Genomic DNA, 25,448 nt, shown 5'->3' on the forward strand with positions numbered 1-25,448 from the left:
GGACTTCAGAAAGGCGGCAGGTGGCAGGTGGCAGGGGGCAGGAGGCGCTGTTCCACGACGCCAGCCAACCACACCACCGCCAGACGCCACATCGGTCACCCGGTGATCGACGCTTCCAGTATCTCCAGTCCCGCCGCCAGCTCCGCCTGCGTGATCACCAGCGGCGGCAGGAAGCGCAACGTGTGCTCGCCGGCGCTCACCAGCAGCAGCCCGCGGTCGAAGGCCCGCGCAATGATGGCCGCGGCCGGCTCATGCACATCCATGCCCCACATGAGCCCCTTGCCGCGAATGGCGCGCACGGCGCCGGTGCGGTCGGCGATGCCCTGCAGCTGCTCCCCGAACCACGCCCCGGTTTCGCGGACATGCTGCAGCAGCGCCGGGTCGGAAAGCCGCTGCACCACGTGGTGCGCCACGTTCGCCAGCAGCGGGCCACCGCCGAAGGTGGTCCCGTGGTCCCCCGGCTGCATCACGCGCGCCACCTTGTCGTTGACGAGAATCGCCCCAATGGGCAAGCCGTTCGCCAACGGCTTCGCGATGGTGAGCATGTCGGGCTCGATACCCAGCTGCTCGTACGCGAAGAACGACCCGGTGCGGCCCAGTCCGCACTGAATCTCATCGAGGATGAGCAGCACGTTGCGCTCACGCGTGAGCTCGCGCAGCCCGCGCAGGAACGCCGGCTCCACCACCCGCACCCCGCCCTCGCCCTGAATGGGCTCCACGATCACCGCCGCCGCCGTCTCGGGGTCGAGCACGGCGCGCAACTCGTCCAGATCGCGCTCGACGATGCTCACGCCCCCCATGAGCGGGCGGAACGGCAAGCGGTACGCCGGCCGGTCGGTGGCCGCGAGCGTGCCCGGCATGCGGCCATGAAAGGAGCCGCGCACCGCGATGATTTCGTGCTTCGACGGATGCTCGGTGCTGCGCGCCCAGCGCCGCGCGAACTTGAACGCCCCTTCGTTGGCCTCGGCCCCGGAGTTGGCGAAGAAGATGCTGCTCGCGAACGAGTGGTCCACGAACCACTGCGCGAGCGCCTCGCCCGGCGCCGTGCGGTAGAGATTGGAGGTATGGATGAGCCCCGCCGCGAGCGCCTCCTGCACGGCCGCGTTCACCCCCGGGTCGTTGTGCCCCAGTGAAGTGACGGCGATGCCGGCCACGAAATCGAGATAGCGCTTCCCGGTCTCGTCGATCATGTAGACGCCCTCGCCTCGCACGAAGAGCGGCGCCTGTCGCTTGTACGTGCCCAGAATGGCGGGCAGCGGAGCGGGGGCGGTCGGCGTGGAGGCCGAAGCCACGGGCGGGAGCATCGTCGAAGTCATGGCAGCTACCTGGAAGTATCCGTGGCGTCCACGCGCGCCACGATCGCGGTCCCCGCTGCGGGAACGGAGAGTGCGGCGAGATCCCCAATCCGCACCCGGGTCACACCACCCGCCAGCGCCATCGCGCAGGCGTCGAGCTTGGCGGCCATGCCGCCACCAGCCACGCCGCTGGTCACCAGCGCACGGGCATCGTCGAGCGTGAGCGTGGCGATGCGCTGCTTGTCGCCATCGAGCACCCCCGGCACATCGGCCATCAGGAAGAGTTCGGTGGCACCCAGGGCCGCCGCGATGGCGGCCGCTGCATCGTCACCGTTCACGTTGTACGCACCAGCCTCGCCGGCGTGCGCACGCGCGGCCACCGGCGAGATGACCGGCAGGTACCCGGCGTGCAGCAGCGCGTGCACCACACCTGGGGTCACGAGCGCCGGCGTGCCGCTGTGGCCGAACTGCGCCGTGTCGATGGGGGTGGCGCGCAGCAGCGCCGCGTCTTCGCCACTGATCCCCACCGCCGGTGCTCCCGCCGCCACGAGCGCGCTCACCATCTGCTTGTTGGCAAGACCGCTCAGCACCATGCGCACCAGCTCCAGCGCGGTGTCGGTGGTGACGCGGCGCCCGCCAATGAACACCGGCTCCTCCCCGCGCAGCCGCTGCAGCGCGCTGATCTGATCGCCACCACCATGCACGACCACCACCTTGCCGCCGGTTGCGCGCCAGAGCGCGACAATCGCCTGCGGGAGGAGCGGGTCGTTCTGGGTGCGGCCGCCGAGCTTGATGCAGATCATGGACGAGTACGGGTGTGGAGGCTGAGTGTGGTGTGTGCGACTTCAAGCAGACGGCAGACGGCAGGAACTACAGTGAGCAGAACGGGAGGAATGCGGAGGACCTTGGCGAAGCCGGCGCTGCGCGCGGCTTCGATTGCAGCACACGGCGGGTTGGGGTGACCGGTCAGGGCCGAGACCACAACCACGACCCCGACAGGCTATCGGGTGCGCCGCGAAGCGGCCGCGCCCGAATATGCTACCGATTTCCTGCCGTTCTGCGTGCTGTCGTTCCTGCCGTCTGCCGTCTGCAGTTTGTCGCTCACCCCTACATCTGAAGCCCAGAGGCCTCGTCCAGCCCCAGCATGAGGTTCGCGTTCTGCACCGCCTGCCCCGCCGCGCCCTTCACCAGATTGTCGATGGCGCTGAACACCAGCAACGTGGGCTGTCGCATGCCGGTGGGCAGCACCGCCCCAATGCGCACCACGTTGCGATGCTGCACGTCGGCGAGGCTCGGCAAGGCGCTGGTGAGCTCCACGAACGGCTCGTTGGCGTAGGCGCGGCGATACGGCTCCAGCGCGTCGGCCAGCGGCCGCGACAGCGGCACGGTGATGGTGCTGAGGATGCCGCGATCCACCGGCAGCAGGTGCGGCGTGAACAGCAGGTCGCAGTCGGCGCCCAGGCGCTGCATGGTGGCGCGCATCTCGAAGAGGTGCCGATGCGCGTTCCCCACGCCGTAGGCACGGAAGTCTTCGGTCACCTCGGCGAAGAGCAGCTCCAGCTTGGGGCTGGCGCCGGCACCGCTCACGCCGCTCGCGGCGGCAATGCTCACCGTGCCGCCGGGGGCGATGAGCCCGGCCTTGGCCAGCGGCGCGAGCGCCACGAGGATGCTCGTGGCGTAGCAGCCGGGGTTTGCCACCACGCGCGCGCCCTCTACATCGGCCCGGAACAGCTCCGGCATGCCATACGGGGCATCGTGCGGCACCCCCGCGGGCAGATCGTGACCGACGCCGCCGTGCCCCGGGCGCAGATCGCTCGACAGGTCCACCACCTTGGTGCCCGCCGCAATCACCCGGGCAATCCACTCCGCACTCGCACCATGCGGCAGCGCCGCGAAGACGAGGTCCACACCCGCCAGATCGGCGGCCTCCGGGGCCACCAGCGGCACCTCGTGCACGCGGCCGTTGGCGCGCACGCGCAGCGTGGTACCGCGCTGGCTGTTGGCCGTGGCGAAGGCCAGTGCCAGCTGCGGATGCCCCAGCACAAGCGCGCACAGCTCACGCCCGGAGTAGCCGGACGCGCCCAGCACACCCACGCGATAGGTCGGAAGAGCAGAAGACTCGGGCACGAAAGCAGGAACGGAAGACGGTTGATTCGATGCGACGATTTATGCAGAGTTAATGCATAATTTCTCACACCGGCACTGTCAATCGGCCGCCGGTGTCTCCGGTTACCGCTGGAGCAGCCCGGAGGCAGCCCCCGCGCCTCCCCTGCTCCGCGCCTCCCGAACGAGCATTTCGAGTGAGCGACAAACACGACCGCCACGCCGTCATCCGCGACATCGTCACCGCCCGGACCGTGGCCAGCCAGGAGGAATTGCGCCGCCAGCTCGCCACGCGCGGGTGGGATGTGACGCAGTCCACCCTGTCGCGCGACCTGCGCGAGCTGCGCCTCGCCCGCATCCCCGACAGTCAGGGGCGTGCGCGTTACGCCTTCCCCGAGAGCGGCAACAGTAGTGGCGCCAAGGCCGAAGCACTCGCCCGGCTCGAACGCATGCTCCCCGAACTGCTCACCGGCGTGGAAGGGGTGCAGGTGCTGGTGGTGGCACGCACCATGAAAAGCGGCGCGCAGCCGGTGGCCGAAGTGCTCGACCAGCTCGAGTGGCCCGACGTGGCCGGCACCATTGCCGGCGACGACACGGTGCTGATCATCTGCCGCAGTGAGGAGGGGCGGGAGCGAGTGCTGCGCAAGCTCGGGGCGTACATCCGGGGCTGACGTCGCGGGTGGGCGAGAGGGCTGGCTTCGCGTGGGGGCAGGAAGTTTGTAGTTCGCAGTTGTAGTGGTCAGTGCTCAGTGTGCCCACGCGTTGGCACTGACGACTGAAGCCTATCACTACGAACTGGGAACTCTCCGCCGTGCGCGAGAGGCCAGCCGTCCTGCCGCCCACGCGATCTCCCCTCCCCCGAACCTCCCTTGAACCCGCTCCCCAAAACTGCTCAGTTGTTCTGATCTCTCATCATCTCAATTCTGATGTCCAACGACTCCGGTACGCATAAGCTCTGGGGCGGTCGCTTCGCCGGCGGCCCGTCGCCTCTGCTCGACGCCATCAATCGCTCCATCGGCACCGACTTCCGCCTCTGGCCGCACGATATCCGTCTCTCCAAGGCGTGGGCGTTGGCCCTGAGCCAAGCGGGCGTCTTCACGGCCCAGGAAGCCGAGCAGCTCCGGGCCGGTCTCGATCGTGTGGCCATGCGCATTGCCGACGGCGCGCCGCCCATCGCGACCGATGAGGACATCCACACCATGATCGACCGCCTGCTGCATGACGAGGCGGGTTCCGTGGCTTCCAAGCTGCACACCGGGCGCTCCCGCAATGACCAGGTGGCCACGGCATCGCGCCTCTGGACCATGGACGCCTGCCGCAAGCTCGACGCGGCGATTCGCGAGCTGCAGCAGGCGTTGCTCTCGCAGGCCGAGTCCATCGCCGACGCCATCCTGCCGGCGTATACCCACCTGCAGCGCGCCCAGCCGGTGAGTGGCGCGCACTGGCTGCTGTCGCACTTCTGGCCTCTCGAGCGCGACCGCGTGCGTCTGGCCAACGCGCTGCGCAACGCCGCGGTGCTACCGCTCGGCTCCGGCGCCATTGCCGGCTCGGCCTTCCCGGTGCCGCGAAACGTGCTGCGCGACGAACTCGAGTTCGCGAGCATCTCCCCCAACAGTATCGATGCCACCGGGGACCGCGACTTCGTGGCGGAGACGCTCTTCGTGTGCACCCTCACGGCCGTGCACTGCTCGCGTATTGCCGAAGATCTCATCGTGTACGGGTCGAGCGAGTTCGGCTTCGTGAAGTTCGGCGATGGCTTCAGCACCGGCAGCAGCATGATGCCGCAGAAGCGCAATCCGGACGTCTTCGAGCTGGCGCGTGGCAGTGGCGCCCGCGTGCTGGGCGACCTTGTGTCGCTGCTGGGCACGATCAAGGGGCTGCCCAGCGGCTACAGCAAGGACCTCCAGGACGACAAGCGCGCACTGTTCAACGCCGTGGACCTGCTGCACCTGGTGCTGCCGGCCATGGCCGGGGCCATCAGCGAGCTGCGCTTCGATCGCGGCCGCATGCGCGCCGCCGTGAGCAGCGCCATGATGGCCACCGACCTGGCCGACTATCTGGTCAAGAAGGGGGCGACCTTCCGTGAAGCGCACGGCGCGGTGGGGTCGCTCGTGCGCCAGGCGGAAGAAGCGGGCATCGAGATGACCGAACTGCCGGTCGACGCGTTCAGCAAGGCCCACGCGCTCTTCGGTGATGATGCACGCGATGCCCTCGGCGCCGAAGCGTCGCTGGCCGCGCGCAACATCGCCGGCGGCACCGGGCCCGAGGCCGTGCGGGCGCAAATCGCCCAGGCGCACGCGGCGCTCGCGGCCCCGGCTTTGTGACGGGCGCCGGCGGCACCGCCCTGCGCTTTCGCGGACACCACTACGACGGCATCATCTTCGACTGCGATGGCGTGCTCGTGGACAGCGAGCGCATTACCAGCCGCGTGTGGGCCGGGCTACTCACGGGTATCGGCCTCCCCACCACCACCGAGCAGTCGCTCGCCACCTACCTGGGCAACAGCATGGGCCGCTGCCTGGAGATCGTGACCGAGCAGCTGGGGCACCGCCCGCCCGACACGTTGCTCGCGCGCTTCTACGACGAGGTGAAGGTGGCCCTGGCCCGCGAGGTCACCCCGGTCGAGGGCATCGTGGCGCTGCTCGATGCGCTCGATGCCGCGGGCATTGGGTACGGCGTGGCCAGCAATGGCGAACACGAGAAGATGCGCACCACGCTGGGCGCCACGGGGCTGCTGGCGCGCTTCGACGGCCGTCGCTTCAGCGCCGTGGATGTGGCACGTCCCAAGCCGGCGCCCGATCTCTTCCTGCACGCGGCCGAGGCGCTGGGATTCGAGCCGGTGCGGACGATCGTGGTGGAAGACAGCCCGCTGGGTGTGCAGGGCGCACACGCCGCCGGCATGACCGTCATTGGCTACGCCGAGTTGGTGGCCCCTGATCGCCTTCTCGCCGCGGGGGCAGTACATACGGTAGACCAGCTGCGCGAGCTGTTGCCGCTGATCGCGTCGTAATGCCCCTGCAGCGGCGCGTGTTCCACGTCACCGCCCGCCAGCCGTCAGCGAAAGGCGTAGCCGATCGTCAGACGCAGTGTGGGCATGTAGTCGTTGAACTGGTCGAAGCCGGTCGGCGAGTCCTCGAGCAGGAAGTAGCGCCGCGCGCCGCCGCCCACAGTCACCGCCGTGTTGCGCTGCTTGCCGAGCAGCCACTGGTACTGCATCTCCACCGAGAAGGTGGGTGAGGTGGCGCTGCGGCGCCGATAGGTGCACGGACTGAAGCCAACGCAGTCCACGAAGTTCACCGTGGATTGACGCCCCACGCCCACGCCGGCGGCAATGCCGAGCCCCTGCAGGGCCCGCTCCGACGGATAGAGGCGCAGCTTCACGTCGGCGTTGGCGAATCGATCATCGTCATTGTCGCCCGGCGCGAGATACGACGCCGCCACGGCCACGGACAGGTTCTCGCGCAGTCGCGATTCGAACTCGCCCTGGAAGGACCCGGCGAGCGGCAGGAACGGGTTGACCGAGATGATGCGCGTGGGCCCCTGCGCCGGCAGCACATCGGCACGGAGCAGCAGCGCCGCCACGGCGCAGGTCACGGCTCGCGTGGCGGCCCGCCTCACCGGAACGCCCAGCCAATGGTGAGCCGCCCCGTGGGAAGCACGCGGCTGATGTCGCGTTCCCGCACGTCGGCCTCACTGAAGAAGTAGCGCTTGACGCCACCTCCCACCGTGACCGCCGTGGCGCGGGTGCGGCCAAGCAGCCACTGGTACTGTGCCTCCACGGAGAACGTGGGGGCGGTGACCTGCGCGCCGGCGAAGACTGGTGGCACGCAGTTGATCGGCGCACAGGCGCCAAAGGAGTCGGCCTGCTGGGTGCGCCCCAGCCCCACGCCGGCGGCGAGCCCCAACCCCTCGAGCGCGCGATCCTGCGGATAGAGCCGCAGCTTGATGTCGGCGTTCAGCACATTGCGGTTCCATGGCACATACGACGCGCCGATGGCCACGCTCGTGTTATCGCGCAGCTTGCGCTCGTACTCACCCTGGAAGAACCCGGCGAGCGGCATGAACGGGTTGATGGCGATGATCTGGCGCGGCGCACCACCGGGGAGATTGGCGGACTGCTCGCGCAGCGTGCCCTGCGCGACGAGAGAGGCCGGGGCGAGCAGCAAAGGCACCAGCAGGGCGGACAGGGTGCCCACCGTGGCGCGCACCGGGCGGAAGGCAGAACGCATGATTGATGAGGACTGGAGAATCACGTGGCGTGCAGGATGGCCTTGGCGGCCATCTCGCCGCCCCGTGCGGCGCCTTCGAGTGAGCTGGAGTGCAGGGTTTCGCTGGCGCGCCAGAGCCCCTGGATACCACACGCAATGCGGGGGCGTTGTTCCCGCCACCCGGGGGACTGCTCGTACTGCGCGTAGGGCACGCGCCACAGTGCCACCCGATCGAGCGCCAGGGCGTCGGGGGAGACGCCCCCCATGCGCGCCAGTTCGCGGCGCGCTGCCGCGTCGAGTGTCGCGTCGTCGAGATCGGCGGCCGCCCCTACCGCGGTAGCGGCGATGAGCGTGCGCCCCTGCGAGGCGTACTCGGGCGCGACGTCGGTGAGCGTCACCGCGTGCGAGAGCACGGCCTGCGGGTTGGCGTTGAGCCACAGCGCCTTGCCGGGAATGGGCGAAGTGCGGGCCGTGAAGTACAGCGTGGTGCAGCCGCGGGCGCCCGTAGGCTCGGGGAGCGACAGCCCCACCGTCTGCGCCAGCGTGGCGGCGGCCGGGGCGTCGGTGGCGAGCACCACCTGCGCGGCTTCGATCGTGGTGGCATCCTCCAGCTGGACGCCGCTCACTCGTCCGGCCGTTACCGTCAGCGCGCGCACCGCCGTGCGGGTACGCACGCTGCCGGGCGTGAGCCGCGCTGCCATCTGCTGCGTAAGCGCCCCGATGCCACCAGCCGGAATCACCGTGTCGCCGTCGGCCAGCATCTTGAAGGTGAAGAGCAGGATGCTGGCGCTGGTGGCGAGCGTGCGATCGAGCAGGATGCCACCGTAGAACGGCGCAAAGAAACCGTCGATCACCGGCGTCCCGAACCCGCGCGCCGCGAGGAAATCACGTGTGCTGATGCCGGCGAAGCGCGGGCCGAAGCAGTCGTCGATGCTGAGCTGCTGGGCGAAGCGGCGCAGCGCGAGCAGGCGCAGCTTGTCCCCCACGCCAATGGCGCGCGCGAAGATGGTGTCGAGCAGCAGCCCCGGGTCGGCCAGCGCATCACCAATGAGCGAGACGTGCCCGGCGCGCGCAATACGCGCCGCCGGGAGGAACTTCCGCAGCGCCAGCCGTTCGAAGTCCAGATACCGGCGCAGCGTGGGGTACGCCGTGAACAGCACCTGAAACCCGTGATCGATAATGAGCCCGTCGTGCCGGCTCGTGCGCACGCGTCCGCCCACCTCGGGGGCGGCATCGAGGACGAGCACCGCGCGCCCGGCGGCCTGCAGGTCGATGGCCGCGACCAGTCCGGCCACGCCGGCGCCGACGATGACGATGGGATTCCCGTTGGGAGCACGCATGCCTGCAAAGTGCACGACTGACTTCGCCGGACGCCACGGTCTCGTGGCGCCCGACAGGCGTTGGGCCAGCCGAACCGCCGACACAGCCCATCCACTACGGCGTCCGACGCGTTCCGGAACGGCCTTCCCTACATCAGAACCGCACCCCGAACGTGATCGGCACGTACCGCGAACTGCCCCCGTCGCCAAACACGTTCACGAAGCGCGCTTCGGCAAAGGTGGAGAAGTCCGACAGCTGGAAGGTAAGGCCGCCACCCACCTGGAGACCAAGATTGCTGTCGACGGGGCCAACGGCCCCGCCGGAGCGCGTTATCGACGTCCTGACTCTGAAGAGACCCAGGCCGCCCAGCACATAGGGCCGGAGCATCGACGAGGACGCCTTGGGGAAGTCGTATACCACGTTCCCCACGAAGCCGAGGGTCTGCTCAGCACCCGCGGAGCGCACGATATTCCGATAGTCCCACCGGTCGTAGCTCACATCGGCCCGGAGGCGCACCGACGGCAGCGCCGCCGGCTTGAAGAACAGGTGCCCGGTGAGGTTGTACCCGGAGTTCGCGACGTCGCCCAGATCCCCCATGGGCAGCGACAGGCCGCCACTCACGCCAACGCTCACCGAGCGCTCGGTCGATTGGGCAGGCAGGGTTGCCGGGCCCATGACGGCCGCGATCAATGCACAGGTCCGCAGTGCATGCTTCATGAAGATTCTCCAGTTCAGGTGGGGCGCACGTCGTGTCCCGCCAACGATGCGAATGCCGTACCACCGTGAACGGAGCGCGGCGCTATTCGGGCGACGGCTCCACGGCGGTGACGAAATACTCCGTTTCGCCAAAGCACGAGGTGGGTACCCCGACATGCTGCTGGTAGGTCACCGTGACACGCTTACCGCTGAGCGCCGTGATGGCCGCAGCCACGGAATCGCTGCGCACGGTGAAGGAGAAGCTGTCCGACCGGAAACCCTTGGCGATGTCCGTGTAGAGGGTCCCCTCCCAGGTTTTGCACAGCCACCCCTTCCTGGAAATCTTCTGCACGTAGCCCGCACGCGACCCTTCGGAGTAGCTCCACGAGAGTGCTGCCGCCGTCCAGATGCCGAGCCCCAGCGCCGGGAGCCCCAGCAGCACCAGTACCGTGACCGCCAGCCAGTGGCGGCGCACGAACGACGTGCGGGGTGCGGGCGGGGTGGCCTTGCCGCCCTGGGCATCCGGGGCGGCGGCCGCCGCCCCGGCACTCCCGGCGGGCGAGTCGTGTTCCTCTTGGGTTGGATCAACCATGGCCGGAACTTGGGCGACCCTACCGGCACGCGCTAGCTTTCGCCGTCGTCCATCCCGTCACTTTCACTTGCAGGGTGCGTATCGTGTCGTCCTCCGCCGCAGGGTTCGGTAGCCGTCGTCCCACCGTCACGGTCACGGTGCGCGGCGTGCCCGTGGGGTCTTCTGCCCCCGTGGTGGTGCAGTCGATGACCAACACCGATACGGCTGACGCCGCCGGTACGGCCGACCAGGTGGCCGCGCTGTTCGAGGCCGGCTCGCAGAAGGTGCGCATTACCGTCAACAACGACGAGGCGGCGCAGGCGGTCCCGGAGATTCGCCAGCGGCTGGACGACCGGGGACTCGACGTGCCGCTCATCGGCGACTTCCACTACAACGGGCACCTACTGCTCACCAAGTACCCGAAGGCCGCCGCCGCCCTCGACAAGTACCGCATCAACCCCGGCAATGTCGGCACGAAGCACCGCGATACGAACTTCACCACCATCGTGCAGGCGGCCATCGATCACGACAAGCCGGTGCGCATTGGCGTGAACTGGGGTTCGCTCGACCAGAACCTGCTCACCGACATGATGGACGCCAACGCCGCGTTGGCCGCGCCGCGCGATGCGAAGGACGTGTACATGGACGCGATGCTCGAAAGCGCGCTCCGCTCGGCGGCCCTCGCCGAAGAAGTGGGGCTCGCCCACGACAAGATCATCGTGAGCGCCAAGATCTCGGTGGTCCCCGATCTCGTGGAGTGCTACCGCCGGCTGGCCAAGCGGTGCGACTACCCGCTGCACCTCGGGCTCACCGAAGCGGGGATGGGCAACAAGGGGGTCATCGCGTCGGCAGCGGCGCTCTCGATCCTGCTCAGCGAAGGGATCGGCGACACGATTCGCGTGTCGCTCACCCCCAAGCCCGGTGGCGACCGCCGTGAAGAAGTGTTCGTGGCGCAGCAGATCCTGCAGTCGCTGGGGCTGCGTTCGTTCGCACCGCAGGTGACGGCGTGCCCGGGGTGTGGCCGCACCACCAGCACTTTCTTCCAGCGCATGGCGGAAGACATTCAGGGCTATCTGCGCGAGCAGATGCCGGTGTGGCGCGAGTCGAAGCCCGGCGTGGTGGAGATGAAGGTGGCCGTGATGGGGTGCGTGGTGAACGGCCCGGGTGAGAGCAAGCACGCCAACATCGGCATTTCCCTCCCGGGGACGTTCGAGGAGCCCAAGGCGCCCGTGTACGTGGACGGCAGGCTGTTCACGACGCTGAAGGGGGATATGATCGTGCCGGAGTTCCTCGGCATCCTCAACGACTACGTGGCGCGCACGTATTGAGGCGCGACGTCCCCCCCGCCTGCACGACGGGCGCCCGGCTCATGGAGCCGGACGCCCGGGCGCTCAGCGGGACGACGCTCAGCGGGACGACGCTCAGCGCGCGACCGGCCCACTCGCGCAGGTGACCGTGGGATGGATCGGGGTGAAGATGTTGTAGGTGAGGTTGCCGACCAGCCCGTTGAGGAAGCTGTGCTTCGTCTCGAACTTGGCAATGCCCTGTGGGCAGGTCTGCTGGGACTTGATGGTGTCGGGGGGCACGAGCCCCAGCACCCACGACTTCTGCCACGGCAGGTCGATCTTCTGCGCCGCTTCCGGCGCCCCCGAAACGACAGTGTAGTGGTAGCAGCCCGCCAGCAGGCTGACGGCGGCCACCGTGGCGAGGGTGCAAACGGAACGAGACATCCGGCTCATCATGGCAAGGTCTCCCGCGATCAGCGCGAAGGGGCCGTTTCCGGCGCGAAGGTGACGACGATCGGGCGGCCGGACGCGGCCGACTCCCGGGCGATTTGCGACAGCGCCGTGTTGAACGCCTCCGTGTCGAGCGTTGCGGCCAATACGCGCGTGGCGGCGCCGGCGTCGGCGCGTCCACCGTTGGCGCAGGTGATCGACACTTCATGGGGCGTGAAGAGCCCCAGGGTGAGCATGCCGACCACCCCGTTGGCAAACGTCTGTCGGGTGCTGGCGACGGCGATGCCGCTTGGGCACTGCTGACGCACGTCGATTGGGGAGCCCGCGACCAAGCCGAAGAGGTAGGATGGGTGGAACGACTTGGTCACGGTCGTCGTCGAGCGCGGGAGCCCGGTATCGACGACCTGATGGAAACACCCGGTGAGGAGTGTTACTGCGCCGGCGGCGGCGGCAACGCGGAGGATTCGCATGCGGGGGCATTCCGTGGCAAGGGTGGTGAGCGAGTCATCCCGACTGAAACGGCGGTGCCCGGTACGCGTATCCGGCCACCGCCTCCAACCTTGCGCGGAATCCACCGATGTAGCAACCCCTGCCCGACGCCCCTCCGTCAGCGAAGCGGCAGGATATCGATCCCCCCCGCCTGCTGCCCCACCTCCACCCGTGCCACCGTCTTGAGCGCCACGAGGTCGATGATCTCCACCGTCCCCGGCTCCGACCCCACCCCTTCTACCGTGACGAAGGCGTAGCGGTCGTCGGGGGTGATCACCACGCCGTGCACCACGCGCCGCTGCGTGGGCAGCGTGGCGAGCGTGGCGCCGGTCTTCGTGTCGATGATGCCCACGCTCTGCCCGCGCTTGTTGGTGGCCACGAGCTTCGTGCCGTCGCGGGTGGCGGCGAGATTGTACACGCCGTTCCCCGCAGGAATGCGGCGGCGCATCGTCCACGACGCCACGTCGATCTCCACGAGATCGCTCGTACCGTTGCACGCCACCCACACGGTGCGATCGTCGGCACTGGGCTGGGCCCAGGTCGGGGAGCAGGTGGTGCTCCCCGCCGCCGGCTGCGCGAGCCCGTGGCCGCTCATGTCGTGACCGGCGTGTGCCGCGTCGGCCGCCCCACGTACCGGCGGCGCGCCGTCCATGCCGCGCTCCATCCCCTTGGTGAGCAGGAAGTGCCGCGACACCTGCAGTCCGTCGAGATCGATCTCCACGAGCTGCTCGTCCATCATGCACACACTGTAGTGCCGCGTACCACGGCTGTTCACGCGCGAGCCATGCGGCATGGCGCAGGTGGTGATGCGGGCAATCTCCTGCAGGCTGTCCGTGCGCACCACGCTCACGTCGCTCGCCACCATGTCGCCGTGCAGGTTGAAGTTCACCACCACGACCCGGCGGCCGTCGGGGGTCACCTGCGCCGTGGCGGGGAAGTTGCCCAGCATGACCTGGCCGGCGTACGCGTTGGTGCGCGCGTCGAACTTCCAGAGCACGCCATACGGCGTGCCGTGCGCCGTGCTCACGTAGTAGTGCGCCCCGTCAGGGGCCACGGCCAGTCCGTGCGGGCCGTCGGGATCGGCGAGCATCACCCCCACGTCATGCTGCCGTACGACCTTCGCCCCCTGCGGGCCGAATTCGATGACGGCCACGCGGTCCACGCTCTCGCTCGCCACCAGCGCCGTGTACGTGCGCGACGGTGCGGGTGGGGCGAGCGGCGCCGCACCCTGCGCGGCGGCGCCGGACGCCGCCGTCAGGGAGGCGAGAAACGCGGCAACGAGGTGAGCGACGCGCGGCTTCATGGCACGATGACGGTCTTCTTGGGTTCAGGCTTGGGGTCCATGCGCACGATCCAGAGTCCGTTGTACATGTCATTCACGTACGCGAGACCGTTGCGCACCACCACGCCCCAGGTCATGGCGGCGTTCTTCACGTAGCCATCCATGTCGGCGGTGTGCACGTGCACCATTTCGCGCTGCTGCGCGCGCAGGTCGCCGCGCAATTCACCGCTGATGTCGAAGGTGCGGAAGCCCGCGTTGTACGCGCCCATGTACAGCGTATCACCGGCCACCCACACGTTGTGCACGCCACCGAACTCGGGCTCGTAGAAGGCCACGCTCTTCGGCTTGGCGATGTTGCTCACGTCGATCACCTGCAGGCGGCCATACGCGCGTCCGGCGCTCGCATCCTTGGCACCCTTCACCGGCGCGGCGGGGAACACTTCGTCGGCAATGAACACGTAGTTCTTGTGACGCCAGGCGGTGTGCGTGCCGCGAATGAAGCCCGGGCCACCCGACGCCTCCACCTGCCGGTACATGTCGTTGAGATCGTACTTGTACTGGCTCACCAGCTGCGGGTTACTGGGGCTGCCCCCCTTGATGCCGTTGCCGATGTCGAGGATGACGAGCCCGTCGTTCCAATAGCTCAGGTACGCCAGGCCATCCTGCACGTCGATGTCATGCAGCGAGCGGCCGGCGTCGGGACGCGGCGTCTTCCACACGGCGGCCGTCTTCGGCTGGCACGGGTCGTTCCAGTCGATGATGTGAATGGCCCCGGTGCCGTCGTTGGTGAGATAGATGTGCGTGCCGTACTTCTCCTGCCGGTACACGAAGGTGCTGTGCACGCCACCGGTGAGCCCCTCGGTGTAGTCGGCGCACTTCTTCGGATGCAGCGGATCGTCGAGCGCGGCAATGACGATCCCGTTCTTGCGGTCACTCGCGCCCTCGCGGGTGAACACGAGATGCGTGCCGGCCGGGTTCGTCATGATGTCGTTGACGCGCCGCGTGTTCTCCACGATGGAGTCGGTCACCACCGGCTTGCTCTTGTCGGTGATGTCGATGGTGAACATGCGGTCGCCCCCCGAGCCGGTGCCGAGGTACGCGATTTCGCGCGTGGGGTGCAGCCACACCTCTTCCGTGGTGAACCCGGTGCGCGGCAACCTCCCCACCACCGTGGCCGGTCGGCGCACGTCGCGCGGCGTGAGCCGTACCACCGCCTGGGCACTCTGCGTGCCGAGCGTGGCTGTCACGACGTACGTGCCCCCTTCATAGCCGGTGAACGCTCCGTCGGCGTCAATCACCCCCTGCCCGGGTTTGAAGCTCCAGCTGGGGGTCAGTCCGGCCAGTGAACGGCCGGCGGCATCGCGCGCGGTCACCGCAAAGCGGATCACGTCGCCGGTGCGCGCCTCCTTCGCACTGGGGGTGATGGCGAGTGAGCCGATGCGCCCCGCCACCACCTGCACCGCGTGCGTGGCCGTGGCACGATCGACGCGCGCCGTGAGCACGGCGCGTCCCACGCCCTTCGCCTCCACGAGGCCGTCGGCGTTGACGGCGACCACCGCGGGGTTGCTGCTGCTCCACTGCACCCGGTCGTCGCGCCGGTCGCCAGCGGCGCTGCGCACCGTGGGCACCAGCACGAGACGCTGTCCACCCACCAGACGCGTCGGGGCGTCGTCGAGCGTGATCGTGGCGGCCGGTCCGGGCACCATGCGCACTTCGATGCGCTGCGTGATGGTGGGCTGCCCCACGATCTGCGCCACGACGGTCACCGGCATGGTACCGGTGGAGCCGGAACGCACCAACCCGTCGGCATCGATCGCGCCTTCGAAGCGGCCGCCCGCTGCAATGAAGCGAATCGTGGACCCCGGCACGGGCTGGCCATTGGCATCCAGCACCCGGGCGCGCAAGCGCAGCGTGTCCTCGGCAATGACCACTGGGTTGGCCGGGGTGATTTCAAGCTTGGCCGCCGACGGCGGCTGCACGGCGGCGATCGAGGCGGAGACGAGGGCGATCAGCATGGACGACAGGGCCGGAGTTGGTGATGGGGAAAAGGCGACAGCCGAGGCAGCTATACCTGCTCGAGCGCCGACGCCGCGGCTTCGAGTTCATCGACGATCGGCGCGTTGAACCCGACCTCGCGCAGCCGGTTGGCCACGCGGCGGTACCATCGCACCGTGCCTTCGCGACCCACGGAGAAGCGTCCCCAGACCGTTTCGGGGAAGGCGGTGCGCCGCAGATCGGAGAGAATACTGTTGGCGTTGTGTACCTTGTCGGCCGCGCACACCCACAGGGCGTCCTCGTTCGCCAGTGACAGGCGGGCGAGGTAATCCTCCTTCTTGTCTTCCGACGACAGCTCGATGCCGTCGTCGTCCACCTTGCGGTGGGTCACCATGAGCACGGTGGCGAGGACACTGTGGCCGAACTTGTGGCCGATGCGCTCCTCGAGCATCTCGCGCGTCATGCTGTCGCGCACGCAGTCCTCCACCACGTCGTGCAGGATCCCCGCCACCACCGTGTCCTCGCTGCAGCCGTACCGGGTGAGAATCACCGCCACATTGGCCGGGTGCGTGAGGTAGGGCAGGCGAGTGCCCTTGCGCACCTGCTGGTCATGATGCTTCGCCGCGAAGGCGAAAGCATGGTTGATCCGATCGGAGTATCCAGTCATACCAGGCATGAACGGCGGGGCGACGGGCGATGGCCGATCTGACGGGGAGCGTCAGGCAGGGACGGGAACATACGTCGTACGGGTGAACCAAGCCACCAACCGTTCGAGGCCGGCCACGTCGTCATCGCCGAAGGCGTCGAGAACCGGCGAGTCGATGTCGAGCACGGCCAGGAGGGCACCCGTGGCGTCGTACACCGGCACCACGATTTCGCTCTGCGAGCGGGCGTCGCAGGCAATGTGCCCCGGAAACGCATGCACATCAGGCACCACCACGGTGCGCCGTTCCGCCGCCGCCGTGCCGCAGACGCCGCGACCGAACGCGATGTCCTGACAGCCGAGGGATCCCTGATACGGCCCTACCCGCAGCAACCGGTCCCGCTCCACGACCCGGTAGAACCCGGTCCACAGATGGCCGAAGGCGTGGTGCAGCATGGCGCTCAGTGTCGCCATGCCGGCAATGGCATCGGTGCTGTCGTGCAGGAGCAGCTCCTGCATCTCCAGCAGGCGGGCGTACGCGTCGGCGCGAGGAGTGGCGCGCAGGTCGGGGATGACAGGTTCCATGGGGACGTGGAAAACGAGACGAGACGTCGGTGACGGGAACAGCGGCAACAGGCCGCACCAGCGCCGGCGTCAGCGCCGGCGTCAGCGCAATGGGCCAATGAGCACGATGAGGCGGTAGTCGAGCACGGCGAGCGCGAGTCCCTGCAGCACCACGCCGATGCCGGCCCCCACGGCGCCGAGCCGTCGCTCCCACCGCCAGCCGACGATGACCAGCGTGAGCCCCACAGCGGCGTAGCCGATATCGAGGCCGGTGTTGAGCCACAGGATGTTGAGCAGCTTCTGCGTGCCGGCGAAGTCGCGCATGGCCAGACCACGCCACGCCCAGAGGGCAATGAGGGCGTTGACAGCCCCCCAGGCCAGCGTCTGAATGGCGAAGTGCCGGACCAGCGGTGCCGTCATGCGTCGCACGGCCAGCAGCGCCAGCAGTGCGGTGCCACCGAGCATGCTGAGCGCGGCCCACACGCCCAGGCGGAGGAGATGTCCCTGCTCGAGCGTCAACAGCGTATCTGCCCACATGCAGCGGAGACTAGCCGGAGGCGCGCGAACCGGCCAGCGGGACATCGGTTGCCCAGAGCACGACGGCGCGAATACGGCACCCCTGCTCCTCGGCCGCCCTGACGGTGCGGGCCACCCAGGCCAGCGGCGTTTCCCCGAGCCGCGCGCACAGCACCAGGTCGCAGGGAGTGGGGACAGCCGGCGCACGGGACAGGTCGCTCACGTACACCGTGAAGTCGAAGTGGCGGAGCAGCGGGTCGAGCAGCGAGGGGGGGTCGGCAGTGTCGGGGCGCCCGCGTCCCCCTGCGCGCACACTGGCGCTGGCGTCGTAGCGCGCCCGACGCGGCAGCACCAGCGTCACGCTCGCGTCACGCCCCAGCGGCAGGGCCCGCGACGCGTCCCAGGCTGTTTCCCAGGTCGGGTCCGCACCGGACGCCCCTGCGGGACCGCCGCCATGGGTCGACCGCTCGCCCTCGCTGCGCACCAGGGCGCTGGTGGGGAGCAGCGGCACCAGCGCGCCGGCGCGTTGCGCGGCGTCCACCAGCACCGTGGCACGCGACTCACGCGCCGCCACCGACGCCAGGTTGAGCCCGACGGCCCCTGCCACCACCGGACGGTCGGCAAGCACCTGCACCTCGCGCGCCATATCGCCCAGGTTCGAGAGGATGAGATGGAGCAGCGGCCACGTCTCAGCGGCCGGCGTGAGCACCGGCACGTGCGATTCCGGCGGCCGCGTGCGGCGCGCGAAGCGAGGGAGCAATCGAGCGCCCATGCGCCACGCGCTCCCCAACTCCCCGGGTACGGCATCGTCGCCCAGGTGCACGATCACCCGCGAGCGGGTGAGCAACTCCAACTCCTGCGCGTCCCCCACGGTGGGGTGTCGCATCTCTCGCCACACGGCCACGGCAAAGCCCACACTGATTCCCAACACCAGCGAGGCGAGCAGCATCGCGACCGGCGGCACCGCCAGCTGCATACGCGCCCGCAGCGCCGCCTTCTGCGCATCGAGGGCGGTATTGAATCGCTGCGCCGCCGCCAGCAGCGAGTCGAGCGCCGTCACGGAGTCCGTGGCGGTGTGCACGGTCACGTCGAGCAGCGAATCGGGGCGCCCCGTGTCCAGGGCGGCGGTAGAGGCCTGCTCGGGCAGCTGGGCGTACGCGCGCAGCGAGCGGTCGGCGAGTGCCACCAGCTGGTCACCCACCTCGGTGAGCCGCATGGTGAGCGCGGCGTACCGGGCGTCGGGGCCGCGCAACGCGGCCGAGGCTTCGCGCTCACGGTACAGCATCTCGAGCGAATCGCGCAGCCGGCCGGCAGCGGCGCGGCGCACGGAATCGCGCTGCATGACGGGGGATGCGCTGAGGGCCCGGTAGCTCTCCATGAGCGGCGCCTGCCGTGCGCGCGCCAGTTGCGCCGCGAAGGCGCGCAGCGCCGTGTCGCGCACGAGGGCGGGCAGCATGGCTGCGCTGATAAGCGAGTCGGCGGTGCCGGGGCTCCCGGGCAACGAGTCGGCCACGGCACGGCGGGCGGCGGTGCGCTGCGCCTCGGCCCGGGCCCGCGCGGCGTCGAGACGCATCCGCTGCGCGCGCAGCCGCACCGTGTCACGCGCCGGCGGCAGCGCGGCCATGGCGGTGGACAGCGCGCGGTCGGCCTGGCGTGGCAGCAGCACGAAGGTCAGCAGCGCCGCGATCATCACGAGAGCGCCGGTGCCGGCAATGACGAGGCCATGGCGCGCCGCGTTCCGTGTGCGTGCGGCAAGCCAACGGGCGCGGGAGGAAGTCATGGTTCGGTAAACGAACACGGGGGCCGGCGCATCGCGCCAGCCCCCGTGGTCCCGCCCATCACATCGAGTGAGCCGAAGCTTACTTGATGGTGATCTTGCCCTTCATGTTCATCGCGAGGTGCGGCGTGCAGTGGTAGTCGTACGTACCAGCCGGAACGCCGGCGAACGAGACCGTGTACTCTTCGTTCGCGTTCAGGAGCATCTTGCCCGAGAGCTCACCAGCCTGCTCCGGCATGTTCGCCGTGAGGGCCGTCTTCGCTTCCGGCGACAGCGTGGCGGGATCGAACGCCACGTTGTGCGGGCCGCCCGAGACCATGACGAACTTGATGCCGTCGCCCGCGGCGATCGTGATTTCGGCCGGCTCGAAGCGGTAGCCCTGACCGTCACCCACCATGTTCACCGTGTGCGTCGTGCCCGTGATCGGGGCCATCGCGCCAGCCGCCGGAGCCGCCGGAGCCGCTGCCGCCGCCGTGTCGGCCGCCGGAGCCGCCGCCGAATCCGTCGCCGCCTTGTCACCACCGCCGCACGCGCCGAGCAGGATCGCCGCGCCCGTCACCACCGCAAAGCCGAGAAACCGCATGTGTGTAGGCCTCCAGAGCCTATAATTCGGAAATTTCCTTTTTTCAGGCCGCCAGACGGCCTGCGCCTGCAGGGCCCTGCAGACCTTGTGAACTTATTCACAAAGGCGACCAGCGCCAAGGGGCAGGTCAGTGGCAACCAGACTTGACGCCATCCCCCAAGACCGCTACCGTGCCGAGTCTATGCAATCGCTCCGTACCACCCACCATCATGCGCACCACAGCCACGGCCCGACGGGTCGGGGCGCTTCGTGCGTAATGGGGTAAGCACTCCGCTCCCCAGCGTACAGCGACCTGCGGCCCGTCCCCTCCGGACGGGCCTTTTTTGTTGCCCACCGGGACATCCCGTTCCGTTTTCCCATCAATAGAAGGCCCGATGCTACGTATCGCCCTCCCCAACAAGGGGCGCCTCTCCGAAGACACCCGCGAGCTCTTCAATGACGCCGGACTCGAAGTCCGCTCGTCCGGCGAACGCGCCCTCACCGCCTCCCTCGGCGGGGAGTTCGAAGCCATCTTCGTGCGCGCCCAGGACATTCCGGAGTTCGTGGCCGACGGCGCGGCCGATGTGGGCGTGACCGGCTGGGACCTCGTGAACGAATCGGGACGCCCGCTCACCTCCCACCTCGACCTCGGCTTCGGCCGGTGCCGCCTCGTCGTGGCCGCGCGGGAGGACTCGGGCATTCGCTCGGTGGCCGACATCGGCAAGGATGGGGAGCGCATGCGTGTGGCGACCGTCTTTCCCAACATCACCCGCCGCTTCTTTGCACAGGCCGGCCGACCGGTGGATGTGGTCCCGGTGTCGGGAGCCGCCGAGATCGCGCCGCACCTGGGCATCGCCGATGTGGTCGTGGATCTCACCTCCACCGGCAGTACCCTGCGCGTGAATGGCCTGCGCGAGATCGAAACCGTCCTGCGCTCGAGCGCGCACCTCATCACCGCCGAAGGCGGGCCGCGCAACGGTGACCCCGATCGCCGGCAGGAGCTCGATGATCTGGTCGTGGCCCTTGCCAGCGTGATTCGCGCGCGCAGCCAGCGCTACCTCATGGCGAACGTCCCACGCAAGGCACTCGCCCAGGTGCGCGACGTGCTGCCGGGGCTCAACGGCCCCACGGTCATCGAAATTGCCGAGTCGAGTCAGTACGTGGCGGTGCACGCCGTCGTGAGCGCCGCGACCATCTATCGCACCATTTCGCAGCTGCGTGCGCTCGGTGGCGAGGGCATTCTCGTCACCCGCATCGAGAGGCTCGTGCCGTGACCGCGTCGGTGGAAGCCTCCGTGCAGTTACGGGCGTTCGGGGCGCTGGCGTCACTCGATGCACCCACGCGTCGTGCCATCGTGGACCGCTCGTCCACGACCGACGGCAGCGTGCGCGAACGCACCGCCGCCCTCATCGCCCAGGTACGCGAGCGTGGTGACGACGCGCTGTTCCAGTTCGCCCGCGACTTCGACCGCGTGACGCTCACCTCCCTCGAGGTACCGCGCCGCGCGTGGGACGCCGCGCTCGAATCACTCGACCCCGCGTTGCGTGTGTCCCTCGAGCGTGCCGCACGGAACATCGCCGCCGTGCACGCGGCGTTTCGCCCCGTGGAGACCGTCTGCTCCCCCGAACCCGGCATCACGGTGGGGCGCCGGCCGGACCCGCTGCAGCGCGTGGGGATCTACGCGCCCGGCGGACGCGCCGCCTACCCCAGTTCGCTGCTCATGGGCGCCGTTCCCGCGCGCGTGGCCGGCGTACAAGAGGTGATCGTCTGCTCGCCGCCGGGCCCCGATGGCATGCCATCACCGGTCGTACTCGCCGCGGCCGCGCTGGCCAATGTGGACCGGGTGTTCGCGCTCGGCGGCGCCGGCGCCGTCGCCGCCATGGCGCTCGGCACCACGAGCGTGCCGCGCGTGGATCGCATCATGGGTCCGGGCAACGCGTACGTGGCCGAGGCCAAGCTGCAACTCGTGAACAGCGTGGCCATCGACTCGCCAGCCGGGCCGAGTGAGCTGCTCGTGCTGGCCGATGCGTCGGCCAACGCCGAGGCCATGGCGCGCGAGATGCTGGCGCAGGCGGAACACGATCCCGACGCGGCCGTGATTGCGGTGCTGGCGGGCGATGACGTGGACAACCTGGCGTCGCGCGTGCGCGACGCGCTGGCAGCGCAGATCGCGGTGGCGCCCCGCGCCGAGGTGGTGATGCAGTCGCTACGTGAGCGGGGCGCAATCGTCACGGTGTCATCGCTCGACGAGGCCATCGTGTTCACCAACGAATGGGCCGCGGAGCACCTGCTGCTGGTGGTGCGCGACGCGGTGCGCGACCGCACGCTCGCGGCGCTGCGCAGCGCCGGCACCATCTTTGTGGGCGCGTCGAGCAGCGTGGCCTACGGCGACTACATGACAGGGGCCAACCACGTACTGCCCACCGCCGGTGCGGGGCGCAGCTACTCGGGGCTCAGCACCCTCGACTTCGTGCGCTGGACCACGTGGCAGCAGGTCACGCCGGCCGCCGCGGCATCACTGAGCGAAGACGTGGGGCGCTTTGCCGACGCCGAGGGACTGCCGGCACACGCCGCCGCCGCCCGCGCCTGGGCCCCCCCAACCTTCCCGGCCTTCCCGGGGTCAGAGCTGGGGTCAGAGTTGGGGTCAGAGCTGGGGTCAGAGCTGGGGTCAGAGCTGGGGTCAGAGCTGGGGTCAGAGCTGGGGTCAGAGCTGGGGTCAGAGCTGGGGTCAGAGCCATGACCGACCGCCTCGCCTTCGCCCGCGCGTTGTACGACGCCGTGCCGCTCTACGACCCCAAGCGCACGCCGGTGGATCTCGATCTCACCGACAATACGAACCTGTGGGGGCTTCCGCCCACGGCCGAGCGTACGCTGCGCGAGCTCGCGGTATCGCGGGTAACGCGCTATCCGTCGCTCTACGCGGCGGAGCTCAAGGAGGAACTCGCGAGGTTCGTGGGGGCCACACCGGAATGCATCGTGACCGGCTGCGGCTCCGACGACATTCTCGACAGCGCCATGCGGGCCTTCGGCGAACCCGGGAGCGTGGTGGCCAGCAGCGAGCCGAGCTTCGCCATGATTCCCATCTTCGCGCAGATGAACGGGCTGCAGTATGTGGGCGTGACGGAACGCGCCGATCATCAGCCCGACCTCGACGCCTTGCTCGCGGCCAAGCCGCGCATTCTGTATCTGTGCTCGCCCAACAACCCCACTGGCGCGCTGCTGCAGCGCGAGACCCTCGAGCGTGCCGTGCGGGAGGCGCCGGGCGTGGTGTTCGTCGATGAGGCGTACGCGGAGTTCAGTGGCGTGTCGGCAGTCGAGCTGGCCAGGCGCGTGGACAACCTGCTGGTGATTCGGACCATGTCGAAGGCGTTCGGCCTGGCCGGCCTGCGGCTGGGATACGGCATCGGCGCCGCGCCGCTGGTGCGTGATGTGGAGAAGAGCCGCGGCCCCTACAAGCTCAACAGCGTGGCGGAGCAGATGGCGCTGGCCGCCCTGCGCCACGATATGCACTGGGTGCAGGAACACGTCGCGTTGGCGGTGCAGAATCGCGAACGTCTCGCCACGGCGCTGCGCGATCGCGGGTATGCGCCACTCGAATCTCACGCGAATTACGTCTGCGTACCGGTGGCGCGCGCAGTGGACGTGGGCCAGGCCCTGCGGGCGCGTGGGGTGGCGGCCCGTCCGTTCCCGGCGCTGCCGCATGTAGGCGATACGCTGCGCGTCAGTGTGGGACCGTGGGATCTGGTACAACGTTTTCTGGAGGCGTTCGATGACGCCACCGCCGACATCTACGGGCATGCATCATGACTGATGTACTGCGCGTCACCGTCTTCGATTACGGAGCCGGCAACCTGCACTCACTGATCAAGGCCATCGAAGCCGGTGGTGCAACCGTGCGTGTCGAGACCGACCCGGCAGCGGCCGTGCGCGATACCGATGCGTTGGTGCTGCCCGGTGTGGGGGCGTTCGCGCCGGCGGCCGAGCGCCTGGCACCAGGCCGCGCGGCCATGCGTGAGGCATTGCTCGGCGGATTGCCGGCACTTGGCATCTGTCTCGGCATGCAGCTGCTGTTCGACGCCAGCGACGAGGGCCCGGGCGAGGGATTGTGCCTCGTTCCCGGTCGCGTGGCAAAACTCACCGCCGAACGGGTGCCGCAGATCGGCTGGAATCGGCTCCACGAGGTCCGCGATCCGTTGCTGCAGGCGTCCGGGCTCGACGTAGCCTACTATGCCAATTCCTATGTTGGTCGCCCCACGGCCGAGGGCGAGGCGTTCGTGACGGCGTGGAGCGAGCATGAAGGGGATCGGTTTCCCGCAGCGGTGCGCCGCGCCAACGTGATCGGCACGCAGTTCCATCCCGAGAAGTCGAGTGCACGGGGCGTGGCCTTCGTGCGCGCGTTCCTCGACTTCGCGTCTTCCGTGAGGACTCCCGTATGATCGCTGTACCCGCCGTGGACCTGCGAGGCGGCAAGTGCGTGCAACTCGTGGGTGGCGACTACGACGCGGAGAAGGTGCGACTCGACGATCCCGTGGCCGTGGCGCGTGATTGGGTGCGCGAGGGGTTCAACCGGTTGCACGTGGTGGATCTCGACGCGGCGACCGGGCGCGGACGCAACGACGAGGTAATTCGCGAGATCCTGCGCACCGCGGGCGTGCCGGTGCAGGTGGGGGGCGGCGTGCGCGACGAAGCCTGCATCGAGCGCCTCCTGGACGATGGGGCCCAGTGGGTGGTGGTGGGGACGCGGGCCGTGGAGGACGAAGACTGGCGCACCGAGATGGCAGGTCGCTTCCCCGGGCGGCTCATCGTGGCGGCCGATGTGCGCGAACGGTACGTGGTCACCAAGGGATGGGCGGAGACGTCGCGCGTCAACGTCCTGGACTTCGTGGAGGAGCTGTCGGGGCTCCCGCTGGCCGGCGTGCTCGTCACCGCGGTGCACCTGGAAGGCAAGATGCAGGGCACGGACCTCCCGCTCATGGAAGACGTGACGGAGGCGTGCGCGTGGCCGGTGTTCGCCTCGGGCGGCGTGACCAGCCTGGAAGACATGCGGGCGCTCGAGCACCGCGGCCTGGCCGGCGCGGTGCTGGGCATGGCACTGTACACAGGCGCGATCGACTCGCGCCGTCTCGCTGAGGAGTTTGGCGCATGACCGTCGTGGTACGGGAATCGAAGGAAACGCAGATCCGCATTGCCCTCAACGAGCCGTCGGTGACGCTGCCGACGATCGAAACGACCGAGCCGTTCCTCGACCACATGCTGGTGGCGCTGTCGAAGTATGCGGGGGTGTCGTTCGACATCCGCGCCAAGGGCGACCTGCGGCATCATCTCATCGAGGATGTGGCGATTGCTCTCGGCGCCGCGTTCGCCGCGCACACCCCGGCCAACTGTGCGCGCTACGGCGAGCGCACCGTGCCCATGGACGACGCCCTGGTGCAGGTGGTGATCGACATGGGTGGTCGCCCGTACTACCGCGGCCCGCTCCCCAGCGGCATCTACGACCACTTCATGCGCTCCTTCGCCGACAACGCGAAGGCCACGCTGCACGTGCGCGTACTGCGCGGCACCGACAAGCACCACATCGTGGAAGCGGCGTTCAAGGCGCTGGGCTTCGCGCTGCGCGAGGCGCTCGTGGAGACCGGCGCGGTGTTCAGCACCAAGGGCTCCGTGAAGCTCGAGATCACCGGACAGGCTTGA

The 25,448-nt window shown here is 69.1% G+C and carries 27 protein-coding genes; 10 read left to right on the top strand and 17 right to left on the bottom strand.

Going from position 1 to position 25,448, the window contains the following annotated elements:
* Positions 1-95 precede the first annotated feature (95 nt).
* From O9271_RS14125 to argC, 3 genes are all read right to left on the bottom strand, one after another.
* Positions 96-1,316 (bottom strand): acetylornithine/succinylornithine family transaminase, encoded by a 1,221-nt coding sequence (locus O9271_RS14125; RefSeq protein ID WP_298270930.1) that lies wholly within the window; start codon positions 1,314-1,316, stop codon positions 96-98.
* A 5-nt stretch (positions 1,317-1,321) separates the two neighbouring features.
* Entirely contained in the window at positions 1,322-2,098 is a 777-nt protein-coding gene (argB, locus tag O9271_RS14130) for an acetylglutamate kinase (protein ID WP_298270933.1), read from the bottom strand.
* Positions 2,099-2,402: 304 nt separating this feature from the next.
* A complete protein-coding gene (gene argC, locus O9271_RS14135) occupies positions 2,403-3,422 on the bottom strand; it encodes an N-acetyl-gamma-glutamyl-phosphate reductase (protein ID WP_298270935.1) in 1,020 nt (339 codons plus the stop codon).
* Positions 3,423-3,595: 173 nt separating this feature from the next.
* Between argC and argR the strand changes: the two genes are divergently transcribed.
* From argR to O9271_RS14150, 3 genes are all read left to right on the top strand, one after another.
* Complete coding sequence (argR, locus tag O9271_RS14140) at positions 3,596-4,069, top strand: arginine repressor (protein WP_298270938.1); 474 nt, start codon at positions 3,596-3,598, stop codon at positions 4,067-4,069.
* Positions 4,070-4,324: 255 nt separating this feature from the next.
* Positions 4,325-5,722: an argininosuccinate lyase gene (gene argH, locus O9271_RS14145; protein WP_298270940.1), complete on the top strand. Its 1,398-nt coding sequence runs from the start codon at positions 4,325-4,327 to the stop codon at positions 5,720-5,722.
* A complete protein-coding gene (locus tag O9271_RS14150; RefSeq protein ID WP_298270942.1) occupies positions 5,719-6,408 on the top strand; it encodes an HAD family phosphatase in 690 nt (229 codons plus the stop codon). Before argH ends, O9271_RS14150 begins: the two co-directional genes overlap by 4 nt.
* 44 nt (positions 6,409-6,452) lie before the next feature.
* Here the strand turns inward: O9271_RS14150 and O9271_RS14155 are convergent, their stop codons facing one another.
* The 5 genes from O9271_RS14155 to O9271_RS14175 all read right to left on the bottom strand — a co-directional run bounded on the left by O9271_RS14155 (position 6,453) and on the right by O9271_RS14175 (position 10,214).
* Positions 6,453-6,992, bottom strand: a complete 540-nt coding sequence (locus tag O9271_RS14155; RefSeq protein ID WP_298270943.1) for a hypothetical protein — start codon at positions 6,990-6,992, stop codon at positions 6,453-6,455.
* A 20-nt stretch (positions 6,993-7,012) separates the two neighbouring features.
* Positions 7,013-7,627, bottom strand: coding sequence for a hypothetical protein (locus tag O9271_RS14160; RefSeq protein WP_298270945.1), 615 nt, complete (start codon positions 7,625-7,627; stop codon positions 7,013-7,015).
* A 20-nt stretch (positions 7,628-7,647) separates the two neighbouring features.
* The gene (locus O9271_RS14165; RefSeq protein WP_298270947.1) at positions 7,648-8,946 is read right to left on the bottom strand and encodes an NAD(P)/FAD-dependent oxidoreductase; all 1,299 of its coding nucleotides are present in this window, start codon (positions 8,944-8,946) and stop codon (positions 7,648-7,650) included.
* Between the two features lie 133 nt (positions 8,947-9,079).
* Positions 9,080-9,643 carry an outer membrane beta-barrel protein gene (locus tag O9271_RS14170; protein WP_298270949.1) on the bottom strand — a complete coding sequence of 188 codons (564 nt, stop codon included), beginning with the start codon at positions 9,641-9,643 and terminating at the stop codon, positions 9,080-9,082.
* An 82-nt stretch (positions 9,644-9,725) separates the two neighbouring features.
* A complete protein-coding gene (locus O9271_RS14175) occupies positions 9,726-10,214 on the bottom strand; it encodes a hypothetical protein (protein WP_298270952.1) in 489 nt (162 codons plus the stop codon).
* 83 nt (positions 10,215-10,297) lie between these two features.
* On the opposite strand from O9271_RS14175, the gene ispG reads away from it, so the two are divergent.
* Entirely contained in the window at positions 10,298-11,521 is a 1,224-nt protein-coding gene (gene ispG, locus O9271_RS14180; protein WP_298270956.1) for a flavodoxin-dependent (E)-4-hydroxy-3-methylbut-2-enyl-diphosphate synthase, read from the top strand.
* A gap of 93 nt (positions 11,522-11,614) precedes the next feature.
* Here ispG and O9271_RS14185 read toward each other — a convergent pair whose 3' ends face one another.
* The 9 genes from O9271_RS14185 to O9271_RS14225 all read right to left on the bottom strand — a co-directional run bounded on the left by O9271_RS14185 (position 11,615) and on the right by O9271_RS14225 (position 19,778).
* Positions 11,615-11,923 (bottom strand): hypothetical protein, encoded by a 309-nt coding sequence (locus O9271_RS14185; protein ID WP_298270958.1) that lies wholly within the window; start codon positions 11,921-11,923, stop codon positions 11,615-11,617.
* Between the two features lie 29 nt (positions 11,924-11,952).
* Positions 11,953-12,399 carry a hypothetical protein gene (locus tag O9271_RS14190; protein ID WP_298270960.1) on the bottom strand — a complete coding sequence of 149 codons (447 nt, stop codon included), beginning with the start codon at positions 12,397-12,399 and terminating at the stop codon, positions 11,953-11,955.
* Between the two features lie 137 nt (positions 12,400-12,536).
* Positions 12,537-13,721, bottom strand: a complete 1,185-nt coding sequence (locus tag O9271_RS14195) for a YncE family protein (protein ID WP_298270962.1) — start codon at positions 13,719-13,721, stop codon at positions 12,537-12,539.
* Complete coding sequence (locus tag O9271_RS14200) at positions 13,718-15,715, bottom strand: Ig-like domain-containing protein (protein WP_298270965.1); 1,998 nt, start codon at positions 15,713-15,715, stop codon at positions 13,718-13,720. Before O9271_RS14200 ends, O9271_RS14195 begins: the two co-directional genes overlap by 4 nt.
* Positions 15,716-15,765: 50 nt before the next feature.
* Positions 15,766-16,362 carry an HD domain-containing protein gene (locus tag O9271_RS14205; RefSeq protein WP_298270967.1) on the bottom strand — a complete coding sequence of 199 codons (597 nt, stop codon included), beginning with the start codon at positions 16,360-16,362 and terminating at the stop codon, positions 15,766-15,768.
* Positions 16,363-16,413: 51 nt separating this feature from the next.
* A complete protein-coding gene (locus tag O9271_RS14210; RefSeq protein WP_298270970.1) occupies positions 16,414-16,923 on the bottom strand; it encodes a GAF domain-containing protein in 510 nt (169 codons plus the stop codon).
* Between the two features lie 81 nt (positions 16,924-17,004).
* The gene (locus O9271_RS14215) at positions 17,005-17,439 is read right to left on the bottom strand and encodes a hypothetical protein (RefSeq protein WP_298270972.1); all 435 of its coding nucleotides are present in this window, start codon (positions 17,437-17,439) and stop codon (positions 17,005-17,007) included.
* 10 nt (positions 17,440-17,449) lie between these two features.
* Positions 17,450-19,198: a hypothetical protein gene (locus O9271_RS14220; protein WP_298270973.1), complete on the bottom strand. Its 1,749-nt coding sequence runs from the start codon at positions 19,196-19,198 to the stop codon at positions 17,450-17,452.
* A gap of 79 nt (positions 19,199-19,277) precedes the next feature.
* Entirely contained in the window at positions 19,278-19,778 is a 501-nt protein-coding gene (locus tag O9271_RS14225) for a plastocyanin/azurin family copper-binding protein (RefSeq protein WP_291261196.1), read from the bottom strand.
* A gap of 374 nt (positions 19,779-20,152) precedes the next feature.
* Between O9271_RS14225 and hisG the strand changes: the two genes are divergently transcribed.
* The 6 genes from hisG to O9271_RS14255 are packed head-to-tail and all read left to right on the top strand — an operon-like array spanning position 20,153 to position 25,448.
* The gene (gene hisG, locus O9271_RS14230; protein WP_298270976.1) at positions 20,153-21,031 is read left to right on the top strand and encodes an ATP phosphoribosyltransferase; all 879 of its coding nucleotides are present in this window, start codon (positions 20,153-20,155) and stop codon (positions 21,029-21,031) included.
* Positions 21,028-22,497 (top strand): histidinol dehydrogenase, encoded by a 1,470-nt coding sequence (gene hisD / locus O9271_RS14235; protein ID WP_298270979.1) that lies wholly within the window; start codon positions 21,028-21,030, stop codon positions 22,495-22,497. The genes hisG and hisD overlap by 4 nt, the downstream gene beginning before the upstream one ends.
* The gene (locus O9271_RS14240) at positions 22,494-23,564 is read left to right on the top strand and encodes a histidinol-phosphate transaminase (RefSeq protein WP_298270982.1); all 1,071 of its coding nucleotides are present in this window, start codon (positions 22,494-22,496) and stop codon (positions 23,562-23,564) included. The genes hisD and O9271_RS14240 overlap by 4 nt, the downstream gene beginning before the upstream one ends.
* Complete coding sequence (gene hisH / locus O9271_RS14245) at positions 23,561-24,193, top strand: imidazole glycerol phosphate synthase subunit HisH (protein ID WP_298270985.1); 633 nt, start codon at positions 23,561-23,563, stop codon at positions 24,191-24,193. Before O9271_RS14240 ends, hisH begins: the two co-directional genes overlap by 4 nt.
* Positions 24,190-24,903, top strand: coding sequence for a 1-(5-phosphoribosyl)-5-[(5-phosphoribosylamino)methylideneamino]imidazole-4-carboxamide isomerase (gene hisA, locus O9271_RS14250; protein WP_298270988.1), 714 nt, complete (start codon positions 24,190-24,192; stop codon positions 24,901-24,903). Before hisH ends, hisA begins: the two co-directional genes overlap by 4 nt.
* Complete coding sequence (locus tag O9271_RS14255) at positions 24,900-25,448, top strand: imidazoleglycerol-phosphate dehydratase (RefSeq protein WP_298270989.1); 549 nt, start codon at positions 24,900-24,902, stop codon at positions 25,446-25,448. Before hisA ends, O9271_RS14255 begins: the two co-directional genes overlap by 4 nt.

The organism is Gemmatimonas sp. (assembly GCF_027531815.1).
Classification (GTDB): domain Bacteria; phylum Gemmatimonadota; class Gemmatimonadetes; order Gemmatimonadales; family Gemmatimonadaceae; genus Gemmatimonas.

Coding starts and splice junctions, on each gene's coding strand:
- hisA (WP_298270988.1), top strand. CDS start 24,190: ATGATCGCTGTACCCGCCGTGGACCTGCGAGGCGGCAAGTGCGTGCAA.
- O9271_RS14170 (WP_298270949.1), bottom strand. CDS start 9,643: ATGAAGCATGCACTGCGGACCTGTGCATTGATCGCGGCCGTCATGGGC.
- hisG (WP_298270976.1), top strand. CDS start 20,153: ATGCTACGTATCGCCCTCCCCAACAAGGGGCGCCTCTCCGAAGACACC.
- O9271_RS14205 (WP_298270967.1), bottom strand. CDS start 16,362: ATGACTGGATACTCCGATCGGATCAACCATGCTTTCGCCTTCGCGGCG.
- argB (WP_298270933.1), bottom strand. CDS start 2,098: ATGATCTGCATCAAGCTCGGCGGCCGCACCCAGAACGACCCGCTCCTC.
- O9271_RS14125 (WP_298270930.1), bottom strand. CDS start 1,316: ATGACTTCGACGATGCTCCCGCCCGTGGCTTCGGCCTCCACGCCGACC.
- O9271_RS14255 (WP_298270989.1), top strand. CDS start 24,900: ATGACCGTCGTGGTACGGGAATCGAAGGAAACGCAGATCCGCATTGCC.
- O9271_RS14220 (WP_298270973.1), bottom strand. CDS start 19,198: ATGACTTCCTCCCGCGCCCGTTGGCTTGCCGCACGCACACGGAACGCG.
- O9271_RS14195 (WP_298270962.1), bottom strand. CDS start 13,721: ATGAAGCCGCGCGTCGCTCACCTCGTTGCCGCGTTTCTCGCCTCCCTG.
- O9271_RS14215 (WP_298270972.1), bottom strand. CDS start 17,439: ATGTGGGCAGATACGCTGTTGACGCTCGAGCAGGGACATCTCCTCCGC.
- O9271_RS14190 (WP_298270960.1), bottom strand. CDS start 12,399: ATGCGAATCCTCCGCGTTGCCGCCGCCGCCGGCGCAGTAACACTCCTC.
- O9271_RS14175 (WP_298270952.1), bottom strand. CDS start 10,214: ATGGTTGATCCAACCCAAGAGGAACACGACTCGCCCGCCGGGAGTGCC.
- O9271_RS14210 (WP_298270970.1), bottom strand. CDS start 16,923: ATGGAACCTGTCATCCCCGACCTGCGCGCCACTCCTCGCGCCGACGCG.
- O9271_RS14160 (WP_298270945.1), bottom strand. CDS start 7,627: ATGCGTTCTGCCTTCCGCCCGGTGCGCGCCACGGTGGGCACCCTGTCC.
- O9271_RS14200 (WP_298270965.1), bottom strand. CDS start 15,715: ATGCTGATCGCCCTCGTCTCCGCCTCGATCGCCGCCGTGCAGCCGCCG.
- argH (WP_298270940.1), top strand. CDS start 4,325: ATGTCCAACGACTCCGGTACGCATAAGCTCTGGGGCGGTCGCTTCGCC.
- O9271_RS14185 (WP_298270958.1), bottom strand. CDS start 11,923: ATGTCTCGTTCCGTTTGCACCCTCGCCACGGTGGCCGCCGTCAGCCTG.
- O9271_RS14240 (WP_298270982.1), top strand. CDS start 22,494: ATGACCGACCGCCTCGCCTTCGCCCGCGCGTTGTACGACGCCGTGCCG.
- hisH (WP_298270985.1), top strand. CDS start 23,561: ATGACTGATGTACTGCGCGTCACCGTCTTCGATTACGGAGCCGGCAAC.
- O9271_RS14225 (WP_291261196.1), bottom strand. CDS start 19,778: ATGCGGTTTCTCGGCTTTGCGGTGGTGACGGGCGCGGCGATCCTGCTC.
- O9271_RS14165 (WP_298270947.1), bottom strand. CDS start 8,946: ATGCGTGCTCCCAACGGGAATCCCATCGTCATCGTCGGCGCCGGCGTG.